23 protein-coding genes are annotated in these 23,448 nt (G+C 64.2%); 15 read left to right on the forward strand and 8 right to left on the reverse strand.

What is annotated here, in order from left to right:
* Positions 1 to 85 precede the first annotated feature (85 nt).
* Together IB272_RS07795 and IB272_RS07800 are read right to left on the reverse strand one after the other, a co-directional pair.
* Positions 86 to 583, reverse strand: coding sequence for an N-acetyltransferase (locus IB272_RS07795; RefSeq protein ID WP_034793767.1), 498 nt, complete (start codon positions 581 to 583; stop codon positions 86 to 88).
* A gap of 293 nt (positions 584 to 876) precedes the next feature.
* Positions 877 to 1,020 carry a hypothetical protein gene (locus IB272_RS07800; RefSeq protein WP_034793319.1) on the reverse strand — a complete coding sequence of 48 codons (144 nt, stop codon included), beginning with the start codon at positions 1,018 to 1,020 and terminating at the stop codon, positions 877 to 879.
* Positions 1,021 to 1,311: 291 nt separating this feature from the next.
* Between IB272_RS07800 and IB272_RS07805 the strand changes: the two genes are divergently transcribed.
* Complete coding sequence (locus tag IB272_RS07805) at positions 1,312 to 2,472, forward strand: histidine kinase (RefSeq protein WP_192444281.1); 1,161 nt, start codon at positions 1,312 to 1,314, stop codon at positions 2,470 to 2,472.
* A gap of 70 nt (positions 2,473 to 2,542) precedes the next feature.
* Here IB272_RS07805 and IB272_RS07810 read toward each other — a convergent pair whose 3' ends face one another.
* Positions 2,543 to 3,247 (reverse strand): SDR family oxidoreductase, encoded by a 705-nt coding sequence (locus tag IB272_RS07810; RefSeq protein ID WP_034793321.1) that lies wholly within the window; start codon positions 3,245 to 3,247, stop codon positions 2,543 to 2,545.
* 124 nt (positions 3,248 to 3,371) lie between these two features.
* Here IB272_RS07810 and gcvA point away from each other — a divergent pair, with 124 nt between their 5' ends.
* Positions 3,372 to 4,316 (forward strand): transcriptional regulator GcvA, encoded by a 945-nt coding sequence (gene gcvA / locus IB272_RS07815; protein WP_192444282.1) that lies wholly within the window; start codon positions 3,372 to 3,374, stop codon positions 4,314 to 4,316.
* 7 nt (positions 4,317 to 4,323) lie between these two features.
* Here the strand turns inward: gcvA and IB272_RS07820 are convergent, their stop codons facing one another.
* Positions 4,324 to 4,857, reverse strand: coding sequence for a putative immunity protein (locus tag IB272_RS07820; protein WP_192444283.1), 534 nt, complete (start codon positions 4,855 to 4,857; stop codon positions 4,324 to 4,326).
* A 157-nt stretch (positions 4,858 to 5,014) separates the two neighbouring features.
* Between IB272_RS07820 and IB272_RS07825 the strand changes: the two genes are divergently transcribed.
* Positions 5,015 to 6,172 carry a M20 aminoacylase family protein gene (locus tag IB272_RS07825; RefSeq protein WP_060516119.1) on the forward strand — a complete coding sequence of 386 codons (1,158 nt, stop codon included), beginning with the start codon at positions 5,015 to 5,017 and terminating at the stop codon, positions 6,170 to 6,172.
* Between the two features lie 65 nt (positions 6,173 to 6,237).
* On the opposite strand, the gene IB272_RS07830 is transcribed toward IB272_RS07825, so the two are convergent.
* Positions 6,238 to 6,891 carry a glutathione S-transferase family protein gene (locus IB272_RS07830; protein WP_192444284.1) on the reverse strand — a complete coding sequence of 218 codons (654 nt, stop codon included), beginning with the start codon at positions 6,889 to 6,891 and terminating at the stop codon, positions 6,238 to 6,240.
* Between the two features lie 323 nt (positions 6,892 to 7,214).
* Between IB272_RS07830 and IB272_RS07835 the strand changes: the two genes are divergently transcribed.
* From IB272_RS07835 to IB272_RS07845, 3 genes are all read left to right on the forward strand, one after another.
* Positions 7,215 to 8,591, forward strand: coding sequence for a phenylacetate--CoA ligase family protein (locus IB272_RS07835; RefSeq protein WP_246810321.1), 1,377 nt, complete (start codon positions 7,215 to 7,217; stop codon positions 8,589 to 8,591).
* A gap of 167 nt (positions 8,592 to 8,758) precedes the next feature.
* Positions 8,759 to 9,241, forward strand: coding sequence for a transcription elongation factor GreA (greA, locus tag IB272_RS07840; protein WP_060583309.1), 483 nt, complete (start codon positions 8,759 to 8,761; stop codon positions 9,239 to 9,241).
* A 199-nt stretch (positions 9,242 to 9,440) separates the two neighbouring features.
* The gene (locus tag IB272_RS07845) at positions 9,441 to 10,472 is read left to right on the forward strand and encodes a DUF3095 family protein (protein ID WP_192444285.1); all 1,032 of its coding nucleotides are present in this window, start codon (positions 9,441 to 9,443) and stop codon (positions 10,470 to 10,472) included.
* A gap of 127 nt (positions 10,473 to 10,599) precedes the next feature.
* Here IB272_RS07845 and IB272_RS07850 read toward each other — a convergent pair whose 3' ends face one another.
* Positions 10,600 to 11,085: a MarR family transcriptional regulator gene (locus tag IB272_RS07850; protein WP_034793351.1), complete on the reverse strand. Its 486-nt coding sequence runs from the start codon at positions 11,083 to 11,085 to the stop codon at positions 10,600 to 10,602.
* 150 nt (positions 11,086 to 11,235) lie between these two features.
* Between IB272_RS07850 and IB272_RS07855 the strand changes: the two genes are divergently transcribed.
* The 6 genes from IB272_RS07855 (at position 11,236) to IB272_RS07880 (ending at position 18,434) form a co-directional block, all read left to right on the forward strand.
* Positions 11,236 to 11,631: an Ohr family peroxiredoxin gene (locus IB272_RS07855; RefSeq protein ID WP_034793353.1), complete on the forward strand. Its 396-nt coding sequence runs from the start codon at positions 11,236 to 11,238 to the stop codon at positions 11,629 to 11,631.
* Positions 11,632 to 11,871: 240 nt separating this feature from the next.
* Positions 11,872 to 12,327, forward strand: coding sequence for a (2Fe-2S)-binding protein (locus IB272_RS07860; RefSeq protein ID WP_089043588.1), 456 nt, complete (start codon positions 11,872 to 11,874; stop codon positions 12,325 to 12,327).
* A 4-nt stretch (positions 12,328 to 12,331) separates the two neighbouring features.
* Positions 12,332 to 14,485 carry a molybdopterin cofactor-binding domain-containing protein gene (locus IB272_RS07865; protein ID WP_192444286.1) on the forward strand — a complete coding sequence of 718 codons (2,154 nt, stop codon included), beginning with the start codon at positions 12,332 to 12,334 and terminating at the stop codon, positions 14,483 to 14,485.
* Positions 14,486 to 14,487: 2 nt separating this feature from the next.
* On the forward strand, positions 14,488 to 15,129 hold the full coding sequence (locus IB272_RS07870) for a hypothetical protein (protein ID WP_060583317.1): 642 nt from the start codon (positions 14,488 to 14,490) through the stop codon (positions 15,127 to 15,129).
* Between the two features lie 463 nt (positions 15,130 to 15,592).
* Positions 15,593 to 16,510, forward strand: a complete 918-nt coding sequence (dapA, locus tag IB272_RS07875; protein ID WP_192444287.1) for a 4-hydroxy-tetrahydrodipicolinate synthase — start codon at positions 15,593 to 15,595, stop codon at positions 16,508 to 16,510.
* Positions 16,511 to 16,886: 376 nt separating this feature from the next.
* Entirely contained in the window at positions 16,887 to 18,434 is a 1,548-nt protein-coding gene (locus tag IB272_RS07880; RefSeq protein WP_082566244.1) for a DUF1254 domain-containing protein, read from the forward strand.
* A 48-nt stretch (positions 18,435 to 18,482) separates the two neighbouring features.
* Here the strand turns inward: IB272_RS07880 and IB272_RS07885 are convergent, their stop codons facing one another.
* Positions 18,483 to 19,940, reverse strand: a complete 1,458-nt coding sequence (locus IB272_RS07885) for a CYTH and CHAD domain-containing protein (protein WP_246810322.1) — start codon at positions 19,938 to 19,940, stop codon at positions 18,483 to 18,485.
* Between the two features lie 72 nt (positions 19,941 to 20,012).
* Positions 20,013 to 20,423, reverse strand: a complete 411-nt coding sequence (locus IB272_RS07890; protein ID WP_192444288.1) for a hypothetical protein — start codon at positions 20,421 to 20,423, stop codon at positions 20,013 to 20,015.
* Between IB272_RS07890 and IB272_RS07895 the strand changes: the two genes are divergently transcribed.
* From IB272_RS07895 to IB272_RS07905, 3 genes are all read left to right on the forward strand, one after another.
* Positions 20,395 to 21,501: an endonuclease/exonuclease/phosphatase family protein gene (locus tag IB272_RS07895; protein WP_034793373.1), complete on the forward strand. Its 1,107-nt coding sequence runs from the start codon at positions 20,395 to 20,397 to the stop codon at positions 21,499 to 21,501. The two genes, IB272_RS07890 and IB272_RS07895, sit on opposite strands and share 29 nt — an antisense overlap.
* 2 nt (positions 21,502 to 21,503) lie before the next feature.
* On the forward strand, positions 21,504 to 22,244 hold the full coding sequence (locus tag IB272_RS07900; protein ID WP_034793376.1) for an NUDIX hydrolase: 741 nt from the start codon (positions 21,504 to 21,506) through the stop codon (positions 22,242 to 22,244).
* 251 nt (positions 22,245 to 22,495) lie between these two features.
* Complete coding sequence (locus IB272_RS07905; RefSeq protein WP_034793378.1) at positions 22,496 to 23,413, forward strand: PhzF family phenazine biosynthesis protein; 918 nt, start codon at positions 22,496 to 22,498, stop codon at positions 23,411 to 23,413.
* The last annotated feature ends 35 nt before the right edge of the window (positions 23,414 to 23,448 follow it).

Here is a 23,448-nt window from a genome sequence, read left to right on the forward strand (position 1 = left end):
GTCCCTTCTCGGCGACGAGGAAGCAGGCGAGTATCGGAGCGCGATGTGCTTCCACATCGCGCTCCGAGGCATGTCGTCAGGTCAATCAGCTTGCATCAAAGCCCGCGTGGAAGCTGACGCGCCCTGACGGTACCGGACCTTCGAACGCCTTTGCCATGAAGTATTCGGCCGGTACGCCTTCAAGGCGCAGGGCGGCGTGGTTCTCGAAGCCGAAGCGTTTGTAGTAGTCGGGCTCGCCGAGGACGACGCAGCCCTTGGCGCCGGTCTTTGCAAGGCGCGCAAGGCCCTCGCGGATCAGCCTGCCGCCGGTGCCGCTCTTCTGGTGGTCGGGCCTGACGGAGACGGGGCCGAGACCGAACCAGCCCTTGTCCTTCCCGTCGATCGTGACCGGGGAGAAGGCGACGTGACCGATGATTTCGCCCTGGTCGAGGGCGACCAGCGAGATCGTCAAGGCGCCGGCGTTGCGCAGCGCGTCGATGATTTCGGCCTCCGTCTGGCTGCTATAGGCCATCGGCGCAAAAGCGGCCTTGGTGATCTGCCGGATGGTTGCGATGTCAGTCGCTCGTTCGGAGCGTATGTCGATGGTGGTCATTGTCAAAAACCTGTTCTTGAAACCCTTCAGTCGCGCGCTGTCGACCGCGAACGACGGGTATCGTTCGCCGGTGGCGCGGTTTCGCGTCTCGACCGATCGAGACGCTCAGTGGGTGAGAACAAGCTCCAGCATCGACAATTCCTCTGCTCAGTTCAGGCGAGCAGGTTCGGTATAGGGCGAGGCGTTTGCCATGGTCAACAGGCGGCTCTGGCAGCGCAACGCGTTCACGCGGCGGCCGGTTGAGGTCCGTTCCCGCTTCGTCGTTCGCGCCTGTTGCCTGCGTCCTAGTTTTCCTGAACCGAAACGCCGTCCTGGCCGATCTTGATCTCGACGCCCGGCTTCGTCTCTTCCTGGTAGACATAGATGCCGAGGCCGACGACGGCGACGGCAAGCAGGGCGATGACGAGATAGAGGCCGTTTCGGTTCATGCGGAACTCCTTTTTCGCGGTTTCGTCAGGGAAATAGGAGCTTCTCAAGGAAAGACAACGGGATAGCGACGAACATGCGCACGGAGGGTGGCCCGGCCAAGCGACTGAGGGGGCCGATTTGACCACTATGCTGGCGTCTGTGTGGCCGCGCAGGGGAACCTCAGCGCGCCCGCAGCGCCTTCTATTCCTGTGGCGTACAAAGGTTGATTTGCCTGCATTGGTTGATTTTCGCTAATTGAGGCAAATAGATTGAACGACGCGAATGACCGAATGCGGATGGTGGCCGGAATAATGGTGCTTGGAAGTTTCTACCGAAAAACCTTCGACATGGACCATTCGGACACGAGCGCCGCGGCGTTCTTCTCACGCGTGATCAAGCTCGTGCTCTCCTTCTGGGCGGCCGAGTTCTTCATGACCGGCGGGCTCTGGGTGGTGCTGGGCGTCAATCCGGTCGACTACGCGCCGATCAAGCTCGTCGTGTCGCTGGTTTGCGTGCTGATCACGCTGATGATTTCGCACATCGTGGCGATGATGCGCGCGCGGAACATCGCAGCCCAGGTTTTCGTGTCGGCCGTCCTGTCCATTCTGGCGTCGACGGTTGCGACCACCATCGACTATCACCTGTTCACCTATGTGAAGCCCGCAGTCGGTGTCGACTATACGATCGAGAACTTCTGCTACACGCTGTTTTACGGCGTCTCGCTGTTCTTCGGCTGGTCCTGCTTCTTCATCGCCTACATGTACAATCTGAAGGTCCGGGCGCAGGAGCGCCGGCTGGCGATCTCGCGCGAAGAGGCGCTGACCGCGAAGATGCAGGCGCTCTACTACCAGATCAATCCGCACTTCCTGTTCAACACGCTGAACTCGATCGTCGGTCTGATCGAGGAGGGCGCCTCCTCTCAGGCGAGCCGCGTGGTGCTTTCGCTGTCGTCGTTTCTGCGAAAGACGCTGGAGATGGATCCTCTGCGGGATCTGGCGCTTTCGGAGGAACTGGCGCTGCAATCGGAATATCTGGCGATCGAGAAAGAGCGGTTCTCCGATCGCATCAGCGTCACGCTCGACATTCCGCAGGAGCTGAGAACGGCGCTGGTGCCGAGCCTGATCCTGCAGCCGCTCGTCGAGAATGCCGTGAAGCATGGGCTCGGGCACTCGTCCGGCGATCTGAAGATCACGATCAGCGCGTCGCAGGAGGAAGACCGGCTGCAGCTTTCGGTCGACAACGTGTCCGATGCCGGCGAAGTCCTGCCGATGGTCAAGCGATCCGGGCTCGGTGTGGGGCTTGCGAATGTCGAAGAGCGTGTCAAGGCGCGCTTCCCCGAGGGCGGTTCGCTCATCGCCGGACCGGTCTCCCCGGCCCATTTCCGCGTGACCCTGACGATGCCGTTGAGGGCACCCGCCGGCGATCGGCTTGCCGATGCTGCCATCAACGCCGCGCCGGCCGTGACGGCCTGAGCGGGGTGCGACAATGGCTGGCGCGCGCCCCTGAGAGGCGCGCGACGGGAGTAAAAGAGGTGGCTCGCGTTCAGACCGAACGCGTCAGGCCGCCATCCACCTTCAGGTTCTGGCCGGTGATGTAGGCGGCACCATCAGAGGCGAGGAAGGCGACGGTGGCGGCGATCTCGGCGCTGGTGCCGTAGCGCTTCATCGGCACGGCATCGCGGCGCTCTTCGGTCGCCGGCAGGCTGTCGATCCAGCCGGGCAAAACGTTGTTCATGCGCACATTGTCGGCCGCATAGGTGTCGGCGAAGATCTTGGTGTAGGAGGCAAGACCGGCGCGGAAGACGGCGGAGGTCGGGAACATCGGCGAGGGCTCGAAGGCCCAGGCGGTGGAGATGTTGATGATCGCGCCCGCCTTCTGCTTCTGCATGATCGGCGTGACGAGGCGGACCGGGCGGATGACGTTCATCAGGTAGACGTCGAGGCCGGTGTGCCATTGCTCGTCGGTGATTTCGAGGATCTGGGCGCGCGGGCCATGGCCGGCGCTGTTGACCAGCACGTCGATCCGGCCCCATTTTTCCATGGCCGCATCGACAAGACGCTTCAGGTCATCGTTCGACTGGTTGGAGCCGGTGATACCGATGCCGCCGAGCTCGGCGGCGAGCGCCTCGCCCTTGCCGGAGGAGGAGAGGATCGCAACCTTGTAGCCGTCGGCTGCCAGACGCCTGGCGCTCTCGGCACCCATGCCTGAGCCGCCGGCGGTGATTACGGCCACTTTTTCTACTGCCATTTTACCAATCTCCTCATCCATATCCGTGGAATGCCGCTTTCGCGGGTGCTGCCATTGAAATACCATCTCCTCCATGCGACGACGAAGCAATTTCGCTTTCATATGGCAGTAGAAAAACTATCCGATGAGTGATGCACCGGGAAAGCTCCCTTCGCTGAATGGGGTGAAAGTGTTCGAGGTGGCCGCGCGCCACCTGAACTTTCGGCTGGCAGCCGAGGAACTGGGCGTGACGCCAGGGGCCGTCGCCCAGCAGATCCGCGGGCTCGAGGCCGAGCTTGGGGTCAAGCTCTTCGAGCGGTTGCCGCGCGCGCTGGCGCTGACCGGCGAGGGACGCGCCTATATCGCCGATGTCAGGCGGGCGCTGGAGATCATCGCGCGGGCGACCGACGGGCTGAAGCCCCAGCCGGTGCGGCTGACGATCAGCACCACCCCGTCCTTCGCGTCGCGCTGGCTGATCCCGCGCCTGCCGGATTTCACCGCGCGGCATCCGGATCTCGACCTGCATATTCTGGCGACCGACCGCATGTCGAGCTTCCAGGCCGATGGCGTTGATCTCGCCGTGCGCTACGGGCGGCCACCCTTCGGGCCGGGGCTTGCGGTGGAACTGCTGTTCGAGCAGGAGATCGTCGCGGTCTGCAGCCCGATGCTGCTTGCCGGGCGGCCGGCGCCGAAAACCGCCGAGGAACTGGCCGGCTACACGCTGCTGCACGACGCCCATAATTTCTGGCCGGAGTTCATCGAGCGGCATTTCGGTGGCAGCCGGCAGGCCTCGTTCAAGGGCATCAGCTTCAACCAGACCTCGCACGCGATCGAGGCGGCGACGGCAGGCCAGGGGATCGTTCTTGCCAACCGCGATTTCGTCGCGCGCGATCTCGCCGAGGGGCGGCTCATCCGGTTGTTCGAGGGCTCGATGACCGGGCCCTCGGATTTCTATCTGGTCTGGCCGCGCTACCGAAAGTCGCTCAGCCTTCAAACTGTGATCGCCTGGCTCAGTGACGAGGCGAAAAAGGAGCGGGGAGACCCGACGGATCGGGGGCCTGCAAATGGGTGGCGGAGCGAGGGTTCCTGATCCGCGATCAGCGACGCAGCGCCGTGTCGAGCCGGTAGAGCAGGGCGTGAAACGCGCCTTTGCTGGGCTTTCGTCCCGGCAACTTGCCGACGATGCGATGGATCTCCGGCGACGCGGCGGCGATCAGTTGCCGAAGGTCGGCTTCGATGGTGGCGGCCTCGTCCGCCGCGCCGATCGAGAGCGCCTGGATGGCGTAGGCAGCCGGGCCGAGCACATGGTTGATCTGGTGCGGCGTTTCGATCGGATGGGTATAGGGCGCACCGGCCGCAGCAATGGCCGCGCGGGCGGCAGCCTTGGCGGCGGGATCGTCAACCGCGCGCGTCGCTGCCTGGGCGCCCCAGGCGGCTTTGCGCAAGACGGCCGTGCGCGGACCACCCTCGGCAAAGGCGACAGCCGCGGCGATCGCCTCGCGCGGCCGGGTATCGCCCGGCACCGCCGCCTCGAAGACCGGCAGCGCGCGCGCGGCGCACAGGACCGCCCAGCGGGTAATATGGCGCAGGTCGTCTTCGGTCAGGAGCGGTGGTGGGGCTTCGTCGGTCATGGGGTGCTCATGGTGAACAGGCCGAATGCATATCATGCGGTCGCCACGTGACAAGCCGATCGGTTGTATAGAGGGCGCAGGTTGCATCCCTTCATAAACGCCATATCTTTCACCGCCGAGCCATTTGCAGCCGCAAACTCAGGAAAAGGGAGGCTCCATGCCGGCCGTCGGTTCCGATTATGGCGATGTCGTTGCCTGGCGGCGCGACATTCATGCCCATCCGGAGTTGCAGTTCGACGTCCACAGGACGGCGGAGTTCGTGCGTTCCAAACTCGCCGCGTTCGGATGCGACGAGGTCGTGACCGGCATCGGTCGGACGGGCGTCGTGGGCGTTATCCACGGCCAGAAGCGGTCAAGCGGCAGGGTGATTGGCCTGCGGGCGGATATGGATGCCTTGCCAATCGAGGAGGCGACCGGGGCCGCCTGGGCGTCAAGGACAACGGGCGTCATGCACGCCTGCGGTCATGACGGCCACACGGCGATGCTGCTGGGGGCCGCGCGGGAATTGGCCGAGGCGCGAGCATTTGACGGCACGGCCGTGGTCGTCTTTCAGCCGGCCGAAGAGGGCGGCGGCGGTGGCAAGGCCATGGTCGACGATGGCCTTATGGAGCGTTTCGGAATCAACGAGATCTATGCCATGCACACGGAGCCCGGTTTGCCGATCGGGCAGTTTGCCACCGCTTGTGGACCTCTGGCCGCTTCGGCCGATGGCTTCAGGATCAGGGTCGACGGCAAGGGCGCGCATGGCGCTTCCCCGCACGTCAGCGTCGATCCGCTGGTGGTCGGCGCCAATATACTTCTGGCCTTGCAGACGATCGTCTCCCGCAACGTCCATCCGCGTCAGTGCGCCGTGGTCACGGTCGGCTGGATGGCAGGAGGCAAGGCCGGCAACGTCATCCCCCAATCGGCCGAGATGGGCGGGACGACCAGGACCTACGATCCCGGCACGAGAGATCTGATAGAGGCGCGCGTTACCTCCATCGCGCAACGGATTGCCGAGGCCTACGGAGCCAGCGCCACGGTCACCTACAAACGCATGTTTCCGCCGACCGTGAACCATGGAAGAGAGACCGCCTTTGCCGTCAGCGTGGCGCGATCCCTGGTCGGAGACGCGCACGTCAACGACGCCCTGGAGCCGCTGATGGGCTCGGAGGACTTTGCCTTCATGCTCGAAGCGCGCCCCGGCAACATCATGCTGATCGGTAATGGCGACAGCGCGTCGGTGCATGACGCGCGGTTCGATTTCAATGACGATGCCATTCCTTTCGGCGTGGCCTATTTCAGGGCCATCGTGGAGGGCAGAATGCCGCTCTGAGCGGTCGCGGCCGGATGTCCATCGCGCTGCGGCTGCAGCGACGACATCAACGAGGTTTCCTGCCCTCAACGCTCCCAGCCCTCGGTAAACGGAAAGCGTTCCGTCCAGAGCGTCACGAGCTTCGGATCGGTATCGACGCGGCGGACGATGTCGGCAAGGGTCGGGGCGACCTCGTAGAAGCGGCGGCGGCCGGGTGACCAGCGCGAGGCGGTGGCGACGTAGAGGTCGAGGACCGACAGTTCATCGCCGAGAAGATATTTGCCCGGTTGCAGTTCCGCGCCCATTCGCTGCCAGCAATGGGCGACGCGGTCGAACACGCGGGCCTTGACGGTTGCGTGGTCCTCTTCCCGTTCGGCGATGCGGGACGGGTCGTCGGTGATCCAGTAGAGCGCGTAGGTGGCGGCGGATACGAAGGTCATCCATCGGAGAAACGCCGGCCGTTTTGGGTCGGTTATCGCCGGGGCCAGACGGCTCTGAGGGTGTGCGTCGGCAAGCCAGATCAGGATCGCGGCACTTTCGGTCATCAGTTCGCCGGTCGGGAGTGCGAGGGCCGGAACCTGGCGCAGGGGATTGATGCGCGCCAGCCTGTCCGCCTCCTGCTTTCCTTCCCAGGGGGCGTGTTCCTCGACGCGGTAGGGCACGCCGATGAGGCTCAAAACGGCCCCGATCGGAACCGATCCTGAGCCTGAGGCTCCGTAGACGACAAACGGCTCGGCCAACTGCTTTTCTCCTCCTGATCGTGCCGCGACGAATCCGGCCGAAGCCTGGTCGCCCTGCGTCGAGACTGGGGGCGGGGCGGGTATTCCGCGTTGCAGTCGCATAGATCCCCGCTTTCGCGATACAATCAAGGCCCTGAGGTGCAATTGGACGTTTCGCCGCAAATCCCGGTTGCAGCGGGCAGGCGGACCGTTTCCTCTTTCCGCGGCAAGGGGCTCCGGTTCCATCTGCCGGAGCGACGGTTCGTCCGCATGCCGACCTTTTGACCGTGCCCGGTTGCAGTTGGCGCGGTTCCAGGCTGAAGCAGGACACGAGGATTGATCCGATGTCGCCAGTCACCGCCGCGTCTCCGACGCTCGATCGCGACCTTCTGCTGAAGACGGCACAGGAGCGTCTGCTGCGCTCGGAATGGTCGCGGGAGCAGTTGCGATCGTTTCAAGGCGGCGCGCTGCAATCCGCCCTGAAGCATGCGGTCAATGCGTCACCCTACTATCGCGAAACCATTGGCGACCGCTTGGCGAAGGGGGCCGCACTCAAGGATCTGCCCGTGCTGACGAAGCGGGCGCTTATGGAGAATTTCGACCGGATCGTTACCGACCCGAGGCTGAGCCGGCAACTGGTCGAGGGGCATCTCGGCGGACAGTCTTCCGGCTCGCTTCTGCTTGGTGAATACAGAGCCGTTGCCACGGGCGGCACGACCGGCGAGCGTGGGGTCGCGGTCTTCGATCCCGCAGCCTGGCTATCGGCCATCGCCAACATGGTGCGTTTCCAGGCGATCGTCGGCATCGACGAGACGACGCGCAGTGTTGCCATATTCGCCTCGTCGCCGGTCCATATTTCCTACCATATCGGCGTGGAGCTTCGGGCGTTGAGGCCGCCGGCGCCCCGGTTCAACGTGCTGATGCCGATCGAGGAGATCGTGGAGGGCCTCAACCTGAACCAGCCCGAGGTGATCTCGACCTATCCGTCCTTCGTGCGTGTCCTGGTGGGCGAGCAGCAGGCGGGGCGGCTGAAGATCAGGCCGCGGCTTTTCCGAACCAGCGCCGAGACGCTGACGGAGGAGGTGCGCGAGCTTGCGGCCGAGACCTGGCAGGCGGCCATCGCCGACAGCTACGTCTGCACCGAGGCGGGACCCATGGGCCACGAATGCTTGCTTGGCGACGGGCTGCATCTCGCCGAAGACAGTTTCGTCTTCGAGGTGGTGGACGGAGACGACCGCCCGGTACCCGACGGCGTGGAGGGCGCGAAGCTGCTGGTGACGACCCTTGCCAATCGCGCGCTGCCGCTGGTGCGCTACGAGATCTCCGACATCGTGGCGATGGCGACCGAGCCGTGCCGCTGCGGCCTGCCGTTCTGGCGGATCGGGTCGATTGCCGGGCGGAGGGAAGAGACGCTGCGGCTGCCCAGGCGCGGTGGCGGAACGGTCAATGTGCACGCCCACCGGCTTCGCTCGCCGCTGACGGGTGCGGCCGGGGTGCGGCAATTCCAGTTCGTGCAACTGCCGGATGGTCTGGAAATCGCGATCGCCGTGTTTGAAGGCGCCGATGCGGCCGCCGTCCACGCTGCCGTCGAACTGGGCGTGCGTGCGGCACTCGAGGCGGTCGAAGCCGAACCCGCGGAGTTCCGTGTGCGGGTGGTGGATGCGATTGCGCGTTCGGGCGGCGGCGCCAAGCAAAAGCTGGTGGTCTCCGGCGGCGACTAGGAGAGGGCAGGATGCACGCGTGGTGCAATCGCGGCCCGGCTTCGGCCACGCGGCAGCAGATGGACATTCCGGTGGCCGGCGGGCGGGCAAGCGGCTTATAGTGTTGATAGGCCGGTCCGGGGCCGATATGAAGCCGGCCTCTTGCCCGCGATACGGAGTTTTGAAGATTGAGCGTTGCCTTCACCAAGGAAGAAAGTGCCGAAACCGCCGCCGAAACGTTGCTGCCGGACCGGGCGGTTTCGCCGCATCCGAACCTGGTGACAAAGGCGGGGCTGACGGCGCTGGAGGCCCAGATGCAGGAGGCGCGGGTCGCCTATGAAGCGGCAGCCACGATCGACGACGTGAACGAAAAGCGGCGGCAGCAGGCGGGACCCTTGCGGGACGTGCGCTATCTCTCCGAACGGCTGCGCACCGCACAGCTGATGCCCGAACCTGCCTCCAACGAGATCGTCGCCTTTGGCAGCACGGTGACCTTCAGCCGGGACGACGGGCGGGTACAAAAATACCGGATCGTCGGCGAGGACGAGGCAGACCCCAAGGCGGGATCGATCTCCTATGTCTCGCCGGTGGCACGCATCCTCATGGGCAAGGCAGTGGGCGACCTCGTCACGGTCGGCGACCAGGAGCTCGAGGTCGTGGCGATTTCCTGACCTTTAGCGTATCGGCTTGATCGCGTGGATTAATGGCTATTATTATCGTATCCGATTTAATAGTGTCATCTTGACATTCCGCTGTTGCTCGGTATTTATATCGCGTCCGATCTAATTTGGCGGTGCCGGATGATCGGAGGCGCTTGCCGGAGGCAGGCGGCCAAGAGGTTTGCTCGGTTCGTCGGTACGGAGAATGGACATGCACAACACTGGTGACGCTACGCCCGTTCGCGCCTATCGCGAGTTTTCCCGCGTGCTCGATCCCGATGTCTACGAGCCGCTGCCCGATGACTGGCTGATCGGCATCACCGACGTCGTGAATTCCACCGGCGCGATCCGGGCCGGGCGCTACGAGGACGTCAACTATGTCGGCGCTTCGGCGATTGCCGCCATCGGCAATGCGCGCGGCGATTTTGATTTTCCCTTCGTGTTTCGCGGCGATGGCGCGGCCTTTGCGCTGGCGCCCGGCGGGGCGGCAATGGCAGCTTCGGCGCTGCGGCAGCTCGCCGCCTTCGCAAGGGACCGGTTTGGTCTCGATTTGCGCGTCGGCCTGCTGACGGTCCGGGATATCAGGGAACATGGCCAGGATGTGCGCATCGCCCGCTATGCCGCATCGGAAAACGCGACCTATGCGATGTTTGCCGGCGGTGGGCTTAAATGGGCGGAGCGGCAGCTGAAAGAGGGGCACTACCTGCTTTCGCCGGAAAGCCATGGTGCCGAACCGGATCTGACCGGCCTTGCCTGCGAATGGCGGCCGTTTCCAAGCCGGCAGGGGCAGATCCTGTCGCTGCTGGCCGAACCCGCCGACGACGTGACGCCCGAGCGCTTTGCCGCGGTGGCGCGCGCGGTGATCGCTGTCTTCGATCAAGGGCCGCGGCAGTCGCATCCTCTGCCGGAGGAAATGGGTGTGCCGAAGGACGCGCGGGTGCGGGTTGCGCCCGAGCGCTGGGCGGGAGTGGCCGCCAGTTCCGATTTTCGCAAATATGACGACGGTCTGCGCCTGACGGTGGATTGCACGACGGAGCAGATCGACCGCATCGAGGCGATCCTTGCGGCCGCCAAGGCGCGGGGCGAGGTGATCTTCGGGCTGCATCGGCAGAGCCACGCGCTGATGACCTGCCTTGTGCCGTCGGCGCGACCGGATGCGCACTTACATTTTCTCGACGGCATGGACGGCGGTTACGCCAAAGCGGCGGAAATGATGGTGCCGCGTGAGCGCTTGAGTGCCTGATCCGGCCAAGCGGCAAGGACGGCGGAGAGCCGCCCTTGCGTGTGATGCTGGCCGCTCCAATCGCCGTGCCGGCCTTTGCGCGAGCGATAATCGCGGCAGCGGCAGGCGGGCGTTTCAGCGACCTTCACTATTTCCGGTTTCCGGGCTGACCAGCGCCTAGCAGGTTGTCGCGTAGCTTTGCCACCGACCGCTGCACCGTCTCAAAGTCGTCACCGAGGCCGATCACGTCGGTCAGCGCAGCACCCGGCTCGGCATCCACCACCGCCTGGCCGGCCGGCGTCAGCGTCAGCCGCACCTGGCGTTCGTCTGCGGGATCGCGGCGCCGCTGAAGGTAACCGTCAGCCTCGAGCTTCTTCAGGATCGGCGTCAGCGTGTTCGATTCCAGAAAGAGCTTTTCACCAAGCGTGCTCACCGTCTGGTCGTCCTCTTCCGACAGCGCCACGAGAGTCACGTATTGGGTATAGGTGAGGCCCAGCTTGTCGAGCAGGGGCTTGTAGGCGCGGCCGAAGGCAAGATTTGCCGAGTAGATCGCAAAGCACAGGAAGTTCGAAAGCTTCTTGCCGCCCTTGGCCGATGCAGTGCCAGGGTCCTTGGCAGTCTTGGACGTGGACATGGGAATCTTTTTTCCTTTTCGTTGTCTGCACTTAATATAAATCGTATCCGATTAAATCGCAATGGTGTTGACGGTGCCTCACGCTTCATCTATAAACATCGCATCCGATTAAAGCGGATCCGATAAAAAATCAAACAGAGAGGAAATGACATGACCGAGAAGCTTCTTTTCACCGGCAAGACCCACAACACCAGCGGCCGCGACGGCGGCACCATCAGCCAAGACGGCACTTTGGAACTCAAGCTCACCCAGCCGCATCCGGCCGCGGAAAACCTGTTCGGCGCCGCCTGGTCGGCCTGTTACCTGGGCGCGATCGAGCTCGCAGCGCTGCAGCGCAAGGTGAAGCTCCCGGCCGGGCCGCAGGTCGATACCGAGATCGATCTCAACGTCAACGACGGCTCCTATTTCCTGCGTGCCCGCCTGAACGTTCGCCTGGATGGTCTCGACCGCGACGTTGCGCACGACATCATCCACGCCGCCCATGATATCTGCCCTTACTCCAAGGCAGTGCGCGGCAACATCGACGTCGAGACCAATCTCCTCTGATTTCCGCTTAAAAAAACCTATTGATATCATCGGGATGTGCCTGAGCTGGTCACCAGCCGCGGCGCATCCCGATTTCGTTTCAGCAGCGCTCGTTCCTCTACGCATGGCGTCCGGCGGCGGTGGCGGAGGGATTTTCCCGACGGGACCTCACAAGAATGTAATTTGGCCGATCGTCCGCCTTGTTGGTATTTTCGCGCCTTCGCATGTACAGGGGAGCGGCCCTGAGGGGCCGATGGTCGCATGCCTTACAACCTCACGGTCAATGGAAAGAGCTATGCCGTCGATGTGGACGGCGATATCCCTCTGCTCTGGGTCCTGCGCGACACGATAGGGCTTACCGGAACCAAATTCGGCTGCGGCATCGCCATGTGCGGCGCCTGCACGGTGCATGTCGACGGGCAGGCGGCGCGCTCCTGCGTGATGCCGGTGTCCGAGGCGGCGGAGAAATCGATCACCACGATCGAGGCGATCGGCGACACGCCCGAGGGCAAACGGGTGCAGCAGGCCTGGCTCGACATCGACGTGGTGCAGTGCGGCTACTGTCAATCCGGGCAGATCATGTCGGCGACCGCGCTCATTGCCGCCAATCCCACGCCGACCGACGACGACATCGATGCGGTCATGGCCGGAAACATCTGTCGTTGCGGCACCTATCCGCGCATTCGTGCAGCCATCAAGCTTGCGGCGCGGGGGTGATGCCATGTCCATCTTCGACAGAACGAACCTTTCCTTATCGCGCCGCCAGCTTCTGATCGGCGCATCGCTGACCGGTGCGGGGCTGGTGATCAGCTTCAGGCCGCAGGCGGCCGTCGCAGCGGGCGAGCCCTTTTCGCCGAACGCCTTCATCCGCATTCCCCAGGAAGGCAAGATCACCTTCGTCATGCCCTCGGTGGAAATGGGGCAGGGCATCTATACGGCGGTCGCGATGATGCTTGCCGAAGAGCTGGAGGTCGGGCTCGACCAGGTGGTGCTGGAACATGCGCCGGCCGACCCCAAGCAATATGCCAATCCGCTGCTGGGCGACCAGATCACCGGCGGTTCCTTTGCGATCCGCGGTGTCTACGAGCAGATGCGCAAGGCGGGTGCGGCGGCCCGCATCATGCTCATCGGTGCTGCGGCGCGCGACTGGGGCGTTTCGCCCGACGCCTGCAAGGCCGAGGCGGGACATGTGGTCGAGACCGCCGGCAGCCGGCGCGCCGCCTATGGCAGCCTGATTGCGGCTGCGGCCTCTGAAGTCGTGCCGCAGGAGGTCCCGCTGAAGCCGGCGTCCAGCTACCGGGTGATCGGCAAGCCGGTGCATCGTCTCGACAGCCCGGAGAAGGTGAACGGCACCGCGAAATTCGGCATCGATGCCCGCCCGGATGGCGTCTCCTATGCGGCGATCGCGATCTGTCCGCACTTCAACGGCAAGCTGCGCTCAGTCGACGAGGCCCCGGCCATGGCGATCAAGGGCGTCAGCCAGGTGGTCCGCATCGAGGAGGCCGTCGCGGTCGTCGCCAACAATACCGGCGCTGCGCGGAAGGGGCTCGCGGCCCTTTCGATCGAATGGGATCCGGGGCCGAGCGCCTCGGTTTCGCAAGCCGAACTCGAGCACCTCATGGATGCGGCGATCGACGGCAAGGCCCTGCCGCATGTCAGCGAAGGCGATGTCGCCAAGGCCGAGGCCGAGCATGGGCCGGTGCACGAATTCGTCTACCGCATGCCGATCCTGACCCATTCCGCCATGGAGCCGATGAATTGCACCGTGCATGTGCGCCCCGATGGCTGCGAGGTCTGGGTGGGGACGCAGATCATGAGCCGGGCACGGCAGGCGGCGGCCGACGTTACCGGCCTGCCGGTCGAAAAGGTGCTGGTGCACAACCACTTGCTCGGCGGCGGCTTTGGCCGCAGGCTCGATGTCGACGGCGTGATCCTCGCGACGAAGATCGCCAAGCAGGTGAAGGGCCCGGTGAAAGTGACCTGGAGCCGGGAGGAGGACATCCGTCACGACTGCTATCGTTACCTCAACTACAGCAAGGTGACGGCGACGCTCGGGGCCGACGGCATGCCGGTCTCCTGGCGGCACCGGGTCATCGGCCCGTCGGTCATGGCGCGCTGGTTCCCGGGCTTTACCAAGGACGGTGTCGACCTCGACCAGATGGCGGGGGCCGAAACGCCCTATGCGATCGAAAACAGGCAGACCGATTTTGCCCGCCAGGAGGCGCCGGATGGCATGCTCACCGGTAACTGGCGTGGTGTCGGCGCCACCCGCAACATTCCCCCGGTCGAATGCGGAATCGACGAACTGGCGGAACTGGCGGGCATCGATCCGCTCGAATACCGACGGCGGCTGCTGCAGCACAAGCCGCGGCTGCTCGGCGCGCTCGACCTTGCAGCCGAGAAGGCCGGCTGGTCGACCCCGCTTGCCAAGGGCAGGGGGCGGGGTATCGCGGTTGCCGAGGATTTCGGCAGCTTCGCGGCGATGGTCGCCGAAGTCAGCCTCGACGGGAACGGCAGGTTCAAGACCGAGCGTATCGTCTGCGCGGTCGATTGCGGCCAGGTGATCAACCCGGACACGGTCGAAGCACAGATCCAGAGCGGTGTCGTCTACGGCCTGAGTGCGGCACTTTACGGGCGCATCACCGTCGAAAACGGCGCGGTGGTCGAAGGGAATTTCGACGATGCGCCTGTCCTGCGCATTCACGAGACGCCGCCGATCGAGGTGCATATCGTGCCGAGCGCCGAGGCGCCCGGCGGCATCGGCGAAGTGGGCACGCCCGGCGTGGCGCCGGCGCTTCTGAACGCGATCTTCATGGCGACCGGCAAGCGGCTCAGAACCCTGCCGATCGACCAGGGCGACCTGAGGAGGGTGTGACCATGAACAGGCCCGCCCTTGCTCTTTCGCTTGCATCCGCGCTCGTGGCGGCAGGTCTCATCGCCACTTTCGAGCCGGTCAGCGGTTTTGCCGAAACCGCCAGCGGCGGCGCCTTGAAAGGCGCGGCCGACTTTGCCTCGATCACCGATGCGCGCCAGCGCTCTAAGGCGATCTTTGCCGAGGCGAGCCGGGTGCTCACCCATCCGCGCTGCATCAACTGTCACCCGGCAACGCGCAGCCCGACGCAGGGCGAGGACATGCATCCGCATGTGCCACTGATGATCGCCGCCGACAGTTCGATGGGGCCGGCCGGCCTTGCCTGCAGCACCTGCCACGGCGCGGAGAACCGGGCGATCGTCGGCAGCCGGCTGAAGTCCATCCCCGGCAACGCCCATTGGCAGCTGGCGCCCGAAAGCATGGCCTGGCAGGGCCTCACCGTTCGCGAGATCTGCGAACAGGTGAAGGACACCGAGCGTAACGGCAACCGCTCCCATGCCGATCTCATCAAGCACATGGGCGAGGATCACCTGGTCGGCTGGGCCTGGCATCCGGGTGAGGGCCGCAGTGCGCCGCCCGGTTCGCAACCGGAGTTCGCCGCGCTGATCACAGCCTGGGTGGATACCGGCGCGGAATGTCCGGACTGAGCGGAAGCTCATGTCCGGACTGAGCGGAAGCTCAAGTTTGGGCTAAGCGGATTGGATTGCCGGCGAGCGCTGTATCAGCCTGTCGAAGCGCGTGCCGCGCACGGCGTCATGCAATCTTTAGCAGCCTTCGCCAGGCCTGCTGCAAGATTGGATTTGATGCGGCCAAGTAACTGTAAACAACTGAAAATTTCAAGATCGAGGCGTTGCTGCGACGATCGGGGAGCGCAGGCACGTCGTCGCTAGGAGCGGGTCCTCCTTGACAATGCAGCCGGACTGTTCGACCTTCGCGCTCATGACCTGCCGCCTCGCCAAACTGACGACTGCGAAAAAAGCCCCGCACCCGGGGCTGTCGGTCGTTGCGCGCAGAGCATAGCAAGCACAAGGATCAGATCGACCCCGCCGGTTCGGACGGGGTTTTCGCTTGCGCTCTCCGTCTCCGGTTTCTTCAAGGAGATGGAGTTTCATGGAAAGCACAGCTTCAACACAATCGCCGGGCCTTGGCGGCCTCTGGCTGCCGCTGATCACGCCCTTTCGCGATGGTGAACTGGACGAGCGCTCGCTCCGCCGGCTGGTCGTCCACTATGCGGCCGAGCCGATCGATGGATTCATTCTCGGCGCGACCACGGGCGAGGGCATGGCGCTCGACGAGGCGGAGTGCGAGCGGGTGGTTGCGATCACCAATCAGACCCTGGCTGGATCCGGCCGGCGCATCCCGGTCTATTTCGGGCTTTCCGGCAGCGATACGCGGAAGTCGGTGAGGGCGCTGGAGCGGATGGCCGCTTGGGGCGTCGATGGCTATCTGATTGCCTGCCCCTATTACACGCGGCCGTCGCAGCGGGGGCTGTTTGCGCATTTCTCGGCCCTTGCTGATGCCACGGACCGGCCGATCCTGATCTACAACATTCCCTACCGGACGGGCGTCAACCTCGGCAACGAGACGATGCTGCAACTGGCGGAACGGAGAAACATCGTCGGCGTAAAGGATTGTTCGGCGGATGCGACGCAATCCTTCGATCTGCTGCGCCACAAGCCGCGCGATTTCGCCGTACTGACCGGCGAGGACCCGTTGTTCTACACGGCGCTGACGCAAGGGGCCGAAGGCGGGATCACGGCGTCCGCCCATGTCCAGACGGCAGCCTTCGCCGATGTTCGCAACAGGCTGCTTGCCGGCGACCAGGCGGGGGCGCTTTCCGCATGGCAGCGCCTTGCCGACCTGCCGCGGCTGCTCTTTGCCGAGCCGAGCCCCGGGCCGATCAAGCACTGGCTGTGGCGCGCGGGGCTGATCGACAGCCCGGAGATGCGGCTACCGATGGTGCCGGTGAGTGATGACCTGGCGCTGAGGATCGAAAGGGCGATAGCGGCGCAGGACGGCTGCCGCTGAGCCTGCGACGGTTCCTCAAGGCGGGGCGATCGGTGAAAGGAAGATCGCCCTGCTTTGCGTGATCGTTTGCATCGTATTTTAACAGTTACGTACTTTCGCCGAACGGCTTGTTTCGGCAGGATAGCGGTCCTCACGCGCGGTGTCCGACGGCCCTGTGCGGATCCGTGCTGCTGGGCATTGAAATGCCGCAGTTGAGGAAAAAAAACAGAGAACCATTCTTGCGAGCGATCCGTGTCCTGAACCGTCACGGGTGAGGGCGAAAGGCCGGTTTTCCGGCGCGAGGACGAAGCCGGGCGAGATGGACGGTGTGCCAAAAACGGGGCGCCTGTGCGGGTGCCTTTCGAAAGCTGATTGATCAGGACGCCTGGAGACGATGATGAAAACATCCGGCAGCAATCTTGAAATCACTCGACGCGACATGATGAAAGGCGGGATCGGAGCAGCCTCGCTTGCCGCGATCGGTGCCGGCGCGGCCGTTCCGGCGGCTTTGACCGCCGCCTCGGTCGTTACCTCGGCCACGCCCGCCGAGGCGCAGCAAGCGCTCGGGCCGGGAGCGCCGACGCTGCCGGTGACCGGCGTTGCCATGCATCCAGGCTATGCCCGTACGATCGGGCAGATGGCCTATATCTGGGGCTGGCCGATCGTCAACATGCTGAACCGCAGGGCCAAGGTCACCCAGGCGCCTTATGCGGGTCTGCTCGGTGGCCTTTCGCCGGTGGCCCCGCGCGGCCAGGTGGGCATGCTGCACGACTATATCGAGCCGTCGGAAACCTTCGTCACATGCCCCAACCAGGACGTCGTCTATGGCCTCGGTTTCTTCGAGCTCGACGATGAGCCCGTCGTCGCGCAGGTGCCCGACTTCGGCGACCGCTTCTGGCTCTATTCGCTCTACGATGCCCGCACCGATCAGTTCGGCCAGCTCGGCAAGCCCTATGGCACGCGGCCCGGCTTCTATCTTCTTGTCGGCCCCGACTGGGACGGGCTGAAGCCCGCCGGCATCACCGACATCATCCGCTCCCCGACATCGCTTGCGAGCGCCATTCCCCGCATCTTCCAGACCGATGTGAGCGACGACAACCAGGCGGTCCAGCCGCTGATCAACCAGGTGGTTTTCTATCCGCTGAAAGAGTTTACCGGCGAGGCGAAGACGATCGAATGGGCAAAGCTGACCGACATTCCGGCTCCGCCCTTAAACGGCGGCGCGACCGACGCCGAAACCAAATGGGTGACGCCGGAGACGTTCTTCGACCAGTTCGGCGACGCCATCGCCGCGGTCGATCCGCTGCCGGGGGAGGAGGCGCTTTTTGCCCAGTTCCGCCTGTTGCTCGACGCGGCCGAGCGGGATCCCGAGCTTCGGGGCATGCTCGTCGACACCGCGATCGAGACCGAGAACAAGGTCATCCACCCCTTCTTGGAATGGCAGCGCAACGGGCTGCCGGCCGGCAATGGCTGGAACCGCTCGGTCAACAATGCGCAATGGGGGATCGACTACTTCAACCGGACCGGCACCGCCAAGTCGAACATGTTCAACAACCGGCCGAGCGAGACGCAGTATTTCTATACCGACTTCGACGGCGCCGGCGACCAGCTGACCGGCGTGAAACTCTACGAGATCACCTTTGCGCCCGGCCAGGAACCGCCGGTCAACGGCTTCTGGTCGCTGACCCTTTATGACGACAAGCACCTCTTCCACACCAACGACTTCAAGCGCTATTCGCTGGGCACCAAGAGCGACAGGCTGAAGCGCAATGCCGACGGCTCGCTGACGCTTTATGTGAGCGCCGAGCGCCCCGGCGGGGAGAAGGACAGCAACTGGTTGCCGGCGCCGCACGGAATCTTCTCGCTCTACATTCGCGCCTATTGGGGCAAGGACGCGATCCTCGACGGCACCTGGCAGCCGCCGAAGATCACGGTTGCGGCATGAGGGGGGCCAAGGTGCCGGGATAAACCGACGTCGGTTTGCCCGGCGTGCTCAACGCCAGAAGCGCTTGACGTCGATCACGTCGTCGAGCGCAGCCTGCGCGCGGTCGATGAGCTTGTCCTTGTTGGCCTGAACGACGAGCGTTCCGGCGTCCGGGTGATCTTCGAGGCCGATCTCGCCGAGCACATGCGGCGCCGAAACCAGATCGTTGAGCGTGCCGAGTTCATCCTGCAGTGCGGCCATTGCGGCCGTGAAGCGCTTGTGGCGCCTGGCGCCACGCTTGTCGTCGAACAGTGTCGCAAAGAATTCGGCGGCATAGCGCAGCTTCTTGGCGTCCTTGCGGGCCTCGTGCCGCTCCTCGTCGTTGATCTTGGCGAGCGCGCGGCCGTGCTTCTTCAGCTTCCGGCGCTCGCGGTCGAGCACGGCCTCGGCAAAATCGGTCACGGGCCTATCGTGAAGTTCGGCGGGCGGCGATGAAAGATAGGCGCCGCAGTGCAGCCACTGGTGGAGATCGAGCATGAGGGCGCGGCCGCGTCCGTCATCGAGCGCCGCGAACACCTCCCGATAGCGGGCGGCGCGGGCCGTCTTCAGCCACTCGACAAGTTCCGGCTGGGATGCGCGGGCCAGGAGAACGTCGACGTCGCGGGCCTTGCCGAAGACGCCCGCCAGCCACTTCAGCTCGCCTTTCAGGCGCGTACTTTCGTCGTCCTGAAGCAAATCCCTGTAGAGCGAGAAGGCCGATCGCAGGCGCCGAAGGGCAACGCGAGCCTGGTGCAGGGCCTCCGGGTTCTGGCGCACGCGCAGCACGTCTTCGTTCAGGCGGTGGTGGCGAAGACAGGCAAGGGCGACCGTGCGGAAGCTCTTTGCCACCCGCATCTCGCGGTCGAGTTCGACCGGCTCGGCCTTGAAGACCATCTGCTCGGCATCGATGAGACGGAAGCCGCGCTCCGCCTTGGACATGACGCCGAAGCGGATGGGAACGATCGCCTCGATACGGCGGGCGAGCGTGAAGAGCGCCTCGGGCGCGCCGTCCTTGAGCTCAAGTTCGATCTCGCCGATCGCGGTCTGGCGGGTGCCCGCGGTGATCAGGCCGCGGTCGAGCACGACCTCGACGTCGGCGCCATCCTGTTTCACTTTCCAGGTGGTGCGCTCGACATCGACGGCAAAATGCGCCTGCAGATCGCCTGGCTCGAGGTCGAACTGGGCGGCAAGCGGCGTGGTGTGGTCGACCACCGGCTCGTCGCTGTCCAGCGGCTGCTCCCATTCCGGCCGGGCGAAAACCGAGGCGCTCGCTCCCGTCGCCTTGATCGTCTGGGTGCGGGCAGAACCGACCGTGCGGATGCGCAGCGTGAAACCCGACTGGAACAGGTCGCGGGCGCGCGTATCGAAATAGACGGACCGCTGGCTTTCGACGCGCGCCGGCTCACCCAGAAGCCCGGATGCGGCGAAGCGATCGAGATCTTCAGGGAGAAGCTCGAGCTTGATTTCGATTTCCGTGTTCAACCCCATCCTCCAACAAGTGCAAGAGACAACGCGATAATGCCATATGAGCACATTGGTTCGTGTTCTGGATGACATGGATCATATTTGCGGCGGCGGTCCCACGCGATAGGTCGCGCTCGAAGCTGGAGGCCGCCGGTGTGTACGGGATTTCAATGGATTCCGGACGGAAAACCGCTTCGCACTTTTCCTCGAATTGCTTTTGAGGCGACGCAATTCCGAACGGAAAACCGCGTCGCACTTTTCCTGGAATTGCTTTTTGAGATGGCGCGATTCCGGACGGAAAACCGCTTCGCACTTTTCCTGGAATTGCTTTTTGAGATGACGCAATTCCGAACGGAAAACCGTTTCACACTTTTCCTGGAATTGCTTTTTGAGATGGCGCGATTCCGGACGGAAAACCGTTTCACACTTTTCCTGGAATTGCTTAAGCTCCCCGCATTTCATGCCACGGAATTGATAAATGTCGCTTCGCCTTGCCACCTTCAACATCGAAAACCTTTTGAGCCGCTTCGATTTTTCCGGCTTTCGCAACCAGCTGAAACAGGACCGCGTGCTCCGGCTCTTCGACGTGAAGACGGAAGCCGAGTACCAGCGGCTGGAGGAGGCGCGCACGATTGCGCATACGGACGATACGCGGCAGATGTCGGCGCTGGCGATCGCCGATTGCGATGCCGATATCCTCTGCCTGCAGGAAGCCGACAACATGGCCTCGCTGCAGGCCTTCGAATACAACTACCTTTTTCGCATGGTCGGCAACGGCTATCGCCAGAAGTACCTGATCGAGGGCAATGATTCGCGCGGGATCGACGTCGCCGTGCTGATGCGCGAGGAGACGCGCGACGGCCAGCCGATCGAATGCCTCGACGTGAAGAGCCATGCGGGGCTGACCTATGAGGACCTCGACCTCTTCAACGACAGAATAGCGCTTACCAACCGGCCGGCCGACCGGATCTTCAAGCGCGACTGCCTGGAGCTGGACTTAAGGATCGGCGGGCGGCCGCTGACGCTCTACGTGGTGCATTTCAAGTCGATGGGGCCGGCGCGCGAAGGGCTCGACGGCCGGCAGGCGACGATGCCGCTGCGCGTGGCCGAAGCCTCGGCCGTGCGCCACATCATCGAAAGCCGCTTCGGCCGCGGGAAGACGGCCGACAAGATGTTCGCGATCTGCGGCGACATGAACGATTACCAGGAGAAGGTGAACATCCTCGGCGACCGGCGCACCGGCTACCAGTTCGTGCCGCATGAGGAGGAGACGAGTTCGCTTGACGTCTTCACCCGCGACGGCTTTGTCGAGAACCCGATGCTGCGCCGTCCGGTGATGGATCGCTGGACGCTGTTCCACAGCCGCGGGCCGCAGGAGCGGCATCTCTGCCAGCTCGACTATATCTGGCTTTCGCCGGCGCTTGCCAAGCGCAACGCGCACCAGGTGCCCGAGGTCATTCGCGGCGGCCAGCCGTTCCGCACGATCTTTCCGCCTGATCTGGAGGTGGAGCGCTATCCGCGCACCGGCTGGGACCGGCCGAAGGCGTCCGACCATTGCCCCGTGGCCATCACCCTGGATGTGTGAGCATGAGCGCGCTTGAAAGCAACACGGACGCCTGGCCGGATGAAGGCGTCATCATCCCGATCGATGCGGTGGATGTCCGCGTCACCGGCGCGGCGCATCCGTTTCATCAGGAGCAGGTGGAGCGCGCGCAGGAAAACTGGCAACGGGAGATTACCGCCAACCCGCACCTCTTCGACGGGCGGATGGTGTTGCTCAGGGCGCTTCGCATCGCGGACGGCCGGCTGCGGGGCGAGGGGCATGTGGTGCCCTATTCGACCTTTCTCTGGTGGCGGAAGACGCGAGCAAAGAGTGCCTTTCATCTCTTTGCCATGCCGGCGATCCTTTCTTCCGACGGTGCGCTGATCCTCGTGCGCATGGGCGGGCACACGGCCAATCCGGGCCGGGTCTACAGCCCCTCCGGTTCGCTCGAGCCCGAGGATATCGTCGATGGCGGCTGCGACATCGACGGCAATATCCGCCGCGAGGCGATGGAAGAAACCGGCATAGACCTTTCGCTCGCGACGGTGGAGCCCGGCTATCACCTGCTGCATATGGGCCGCGCCGTGACGCTCATCCGCGTCTATCGCTATCCGGAGAAGGCGGCAGCGCTGGTTGCGCGCGTGGCGGAGCACATTGCCGCGGACCCGGAGCCGGAGATTGACGAGGCGATCGCGGTTTTCGGCCCGGATCCCGTGGCGCACAACTATCCACCCTTCATACCGCCGATCCTCGACTGGCTGTTTCGGCGCGAGAAGCCGCTCTGATTTCGAATCAACGGGACGTCGCATCTCCTTGTATTTGTGCGTTTTAGCGGGAGTCGCCACGCGGCCGCGCGGCGGCGGATGCGCGCCGGTTGCGGCCGGGAGGGTTTTTGGCCGCGTGAGCGGCGAAGCGTGCTGCCGGAGCCGGAGCTAAAGAAAACGTGATCCGCGCCGAGCTGTGTACCGGCGCTTTTAAGCCTTGCCGCCCGCGTCCCGACGCTGCAAAGTTCGCGCATATTCGCAAGGGGACATGAATGGCGCTCAGCTACGCGATCTACGACGTCTTCACCGACAGGCGACTGGAAGGCAATCCGCTGGCCGTGGTCTTCGGTGCCGACTGGCTCGACGATGAAGCGATGCAGGCGATCGCGCAGGAATTCAACCTGTCGGAGACGGTGTTTATCCGCAGGCCCGGCGGTGCGGCGCACACGGCGAAGCTCCGGATCTTCACGCCTGCCCAGGAACTGCCCTTTGCCGGCCATCCGACCGTCGGTGCGGCAATTGCGATCGCCGAGGCCCAGCGTGGCGCGACCGAGGAAGGTTTCGACCTCGTGCAGGTGCTGGAGGAGAAGGTTGGGCCGGTGCGCTGCGCCGTGCGGCTCAAGCCCGGGCAGGCGAGCTTTGCCGAATTCGACCTGCCGCGAAAATCGGTCAGGCTCGACGCACGCTTCGACCGGCAGGCGATCGCCGATGCGCTAAGCCTGAAACTCTCGCAGATCGGTTTCGAGAATCACGTGCCGTCGTTCTGGAGCGCGGGCGCACCCTTCGTCATGGTGCCGGTGCATGATGTGGCGGCGGCTTCGTCGATCGAGTTCGATTCGCTGCGCTGGGAGCAACTGACGCCGATGGCCGAGGGACGGCTGGCCGCGGCTTACGTCTATTGTCGCGGCGGCGTGAACCACACGGCGCGCTTTCACGCCCGCAAGTTCGGCCCTGGTGCCGGCAATCTGGAGGATCCGGCAACCGGCTCGGCCGTTGCCGCCCTTTCCGGCGCGATCCACTATTTCGACCAGTTCGTCGACGGCCATCATCCGGTGCTGGTCGAGCAGGGCGTGGAAATGGGACGGCCGTCCTTCATCCATCTGCATCTCGACATCTCGGGCGGCGAAATCAGCAACGCCCGCATCGGCGGCCATGCGGTGAAGATTGCGGCCGGCGAACTCTACGTCTGAGGCGTCGGCATAAGACTTGGGAAATTCAGCTTAAT

The sequence above is a fragment of the Ensifer sp. ENS08 genome (genome assembly GCF_014852195.1).
In the GTDB taxonomy this organism is placed as follows: Bacteria; Pseudomonadota; Alphaproteobacteria; order Rhizobiales; family Rhizobiaceae; genus Ensifer; species Ensifer adhaerens.

Coding starts and splice junctions, on each gene's coding strand:
- IB272_RS07800 (WP_034793319.1), bottom strand. CDS start 1,020: ATGAACCGAAACGGCCTCTATCTCGTCATCGCCCTGCTTGCCGTCGCC.
- IB272_RS07805 (WP_192444281.1), top strand. CDS start 1,312: ATGGTGCTTGGAAGTTTCTACCGAAAAACCTTCGACATGGACCATTCG.
- IB272_RS07810 (WP_034793321.1), bottom strand. CDS start 3,247: ATGGCAGTAGAAAAAGTGGCCGTAATCACCGCCGGCGGCTCAGGCATG.
- gcvA (WP_192444282.1), top strand. CDS start 3,372: ATGAGTGATGCACCGGGAAAGCTCCCTTCGCTGAATGGGGTGAAAGTG.
- IB272_RS07820 (WP_192444283.1), bottom strand. CDS start 4,857: ATGACCGACGAAGCCCCACCACCGCTCCTGACCGAAGACGACCTGCGC.
- IB272_RS07825 (WP_060516119.1), top strand. CDS start 5,015: ATGCCGGCCGTCGGTTCCGATTATGGCGATGTCGTTGCCTGGCGGCGC.
- IB272_RS07835 (WP_246810321.1), top strand. CDS start 7,215: ATGTCGCCAGTCACCGCCGCGTCTCCGACGCTCGATCGCGACCTTCTG.
- IB272_RS07845 (WP_192444285.1), top strand. CDS start 9,441: ATGCACAACACTGGTGACGCTACGCCCGTTCGCGCCTATCGCGAGTTT.
- IB272_RS07850 (WP_034793351.1), bottom strand. CDS start 11,085: ATGTCCACGTCCAAGACTGCCAAGGACCCTGGCACTGCATCGGCCAAG.
- IB272_RS07855 (WP_034793353.1), top strand. CDS start 11,236: ATGACCGAGAAGCTTCTTTTCACCGGCAAGACCCACAACACCAGCGGC.
- IB272_RS07860 (WP_089043588.1), top strand. CDS start 11,872: ATGCCTTACAACCTCACGGTCAATGGAAAGAGCTATGCCGTCGATGTG.
- IB272_RS07865 (WP_192444286.1), top strand. CDS start 12,332: ATGTCCATCTTCGACAGAACGAACCTTTCCTTATCGCGCCGCCAGCTT.
- IB272_RS07870 (WP_060583317.1), top strand. CDS start 14,488: ATGAACAGGCCCGCCCTTGCTCTTTCGCTTGCATCCGCGCTCGTGGCG.
- dapA (WP_192444287.1), top strand. CDS start 15,593: ATGGAAAGCACAGCTTCAACACAATCGCCGGGCCTTGGCGGCCTCTGG.
- IB272_RS07880 (WP_082566244.1), top strand. CDS start 16,887: ATGAAAACATCCGGCAGCAATCTTGAAATCACTCGACGCGACATGATG.
- IB272_RS07885 (WP_246810322.1), bottom strand. CDS start 19,940: ATGGGGTTGAACACGGAAATCGAAATCAAGCTCGAGCTTCTCCCTGAA.
- IB272_RS07895 (WP_034793373.1), top strand. CDS start 20,395: ATGTCGCTTCGCCTTGCCACCTTCAACATCGAAAACCTTTTGAGCCGC.
- IB272_RS07890 (WP_192444288.1), bottom strand. CDS start 20,423: ATGTTGAAGGTGGCAAGGCGAAGCGACATTTATCAATTCCGTGGCATG.
- IB272_RS07900 (WP_034793376.1), top strand. CDS start 21,504: ATGAGCGCGCTTGAAAGCAACACGGACGCCTGGCCGGATGAAGGCGTC.
- IB272_RS07905 (WP_034793378.1), top strand. CDS start 22,496: ATGGCGCTCAGCTACGCGATCTACGACGTCTTCACCGACAGGCGACTG.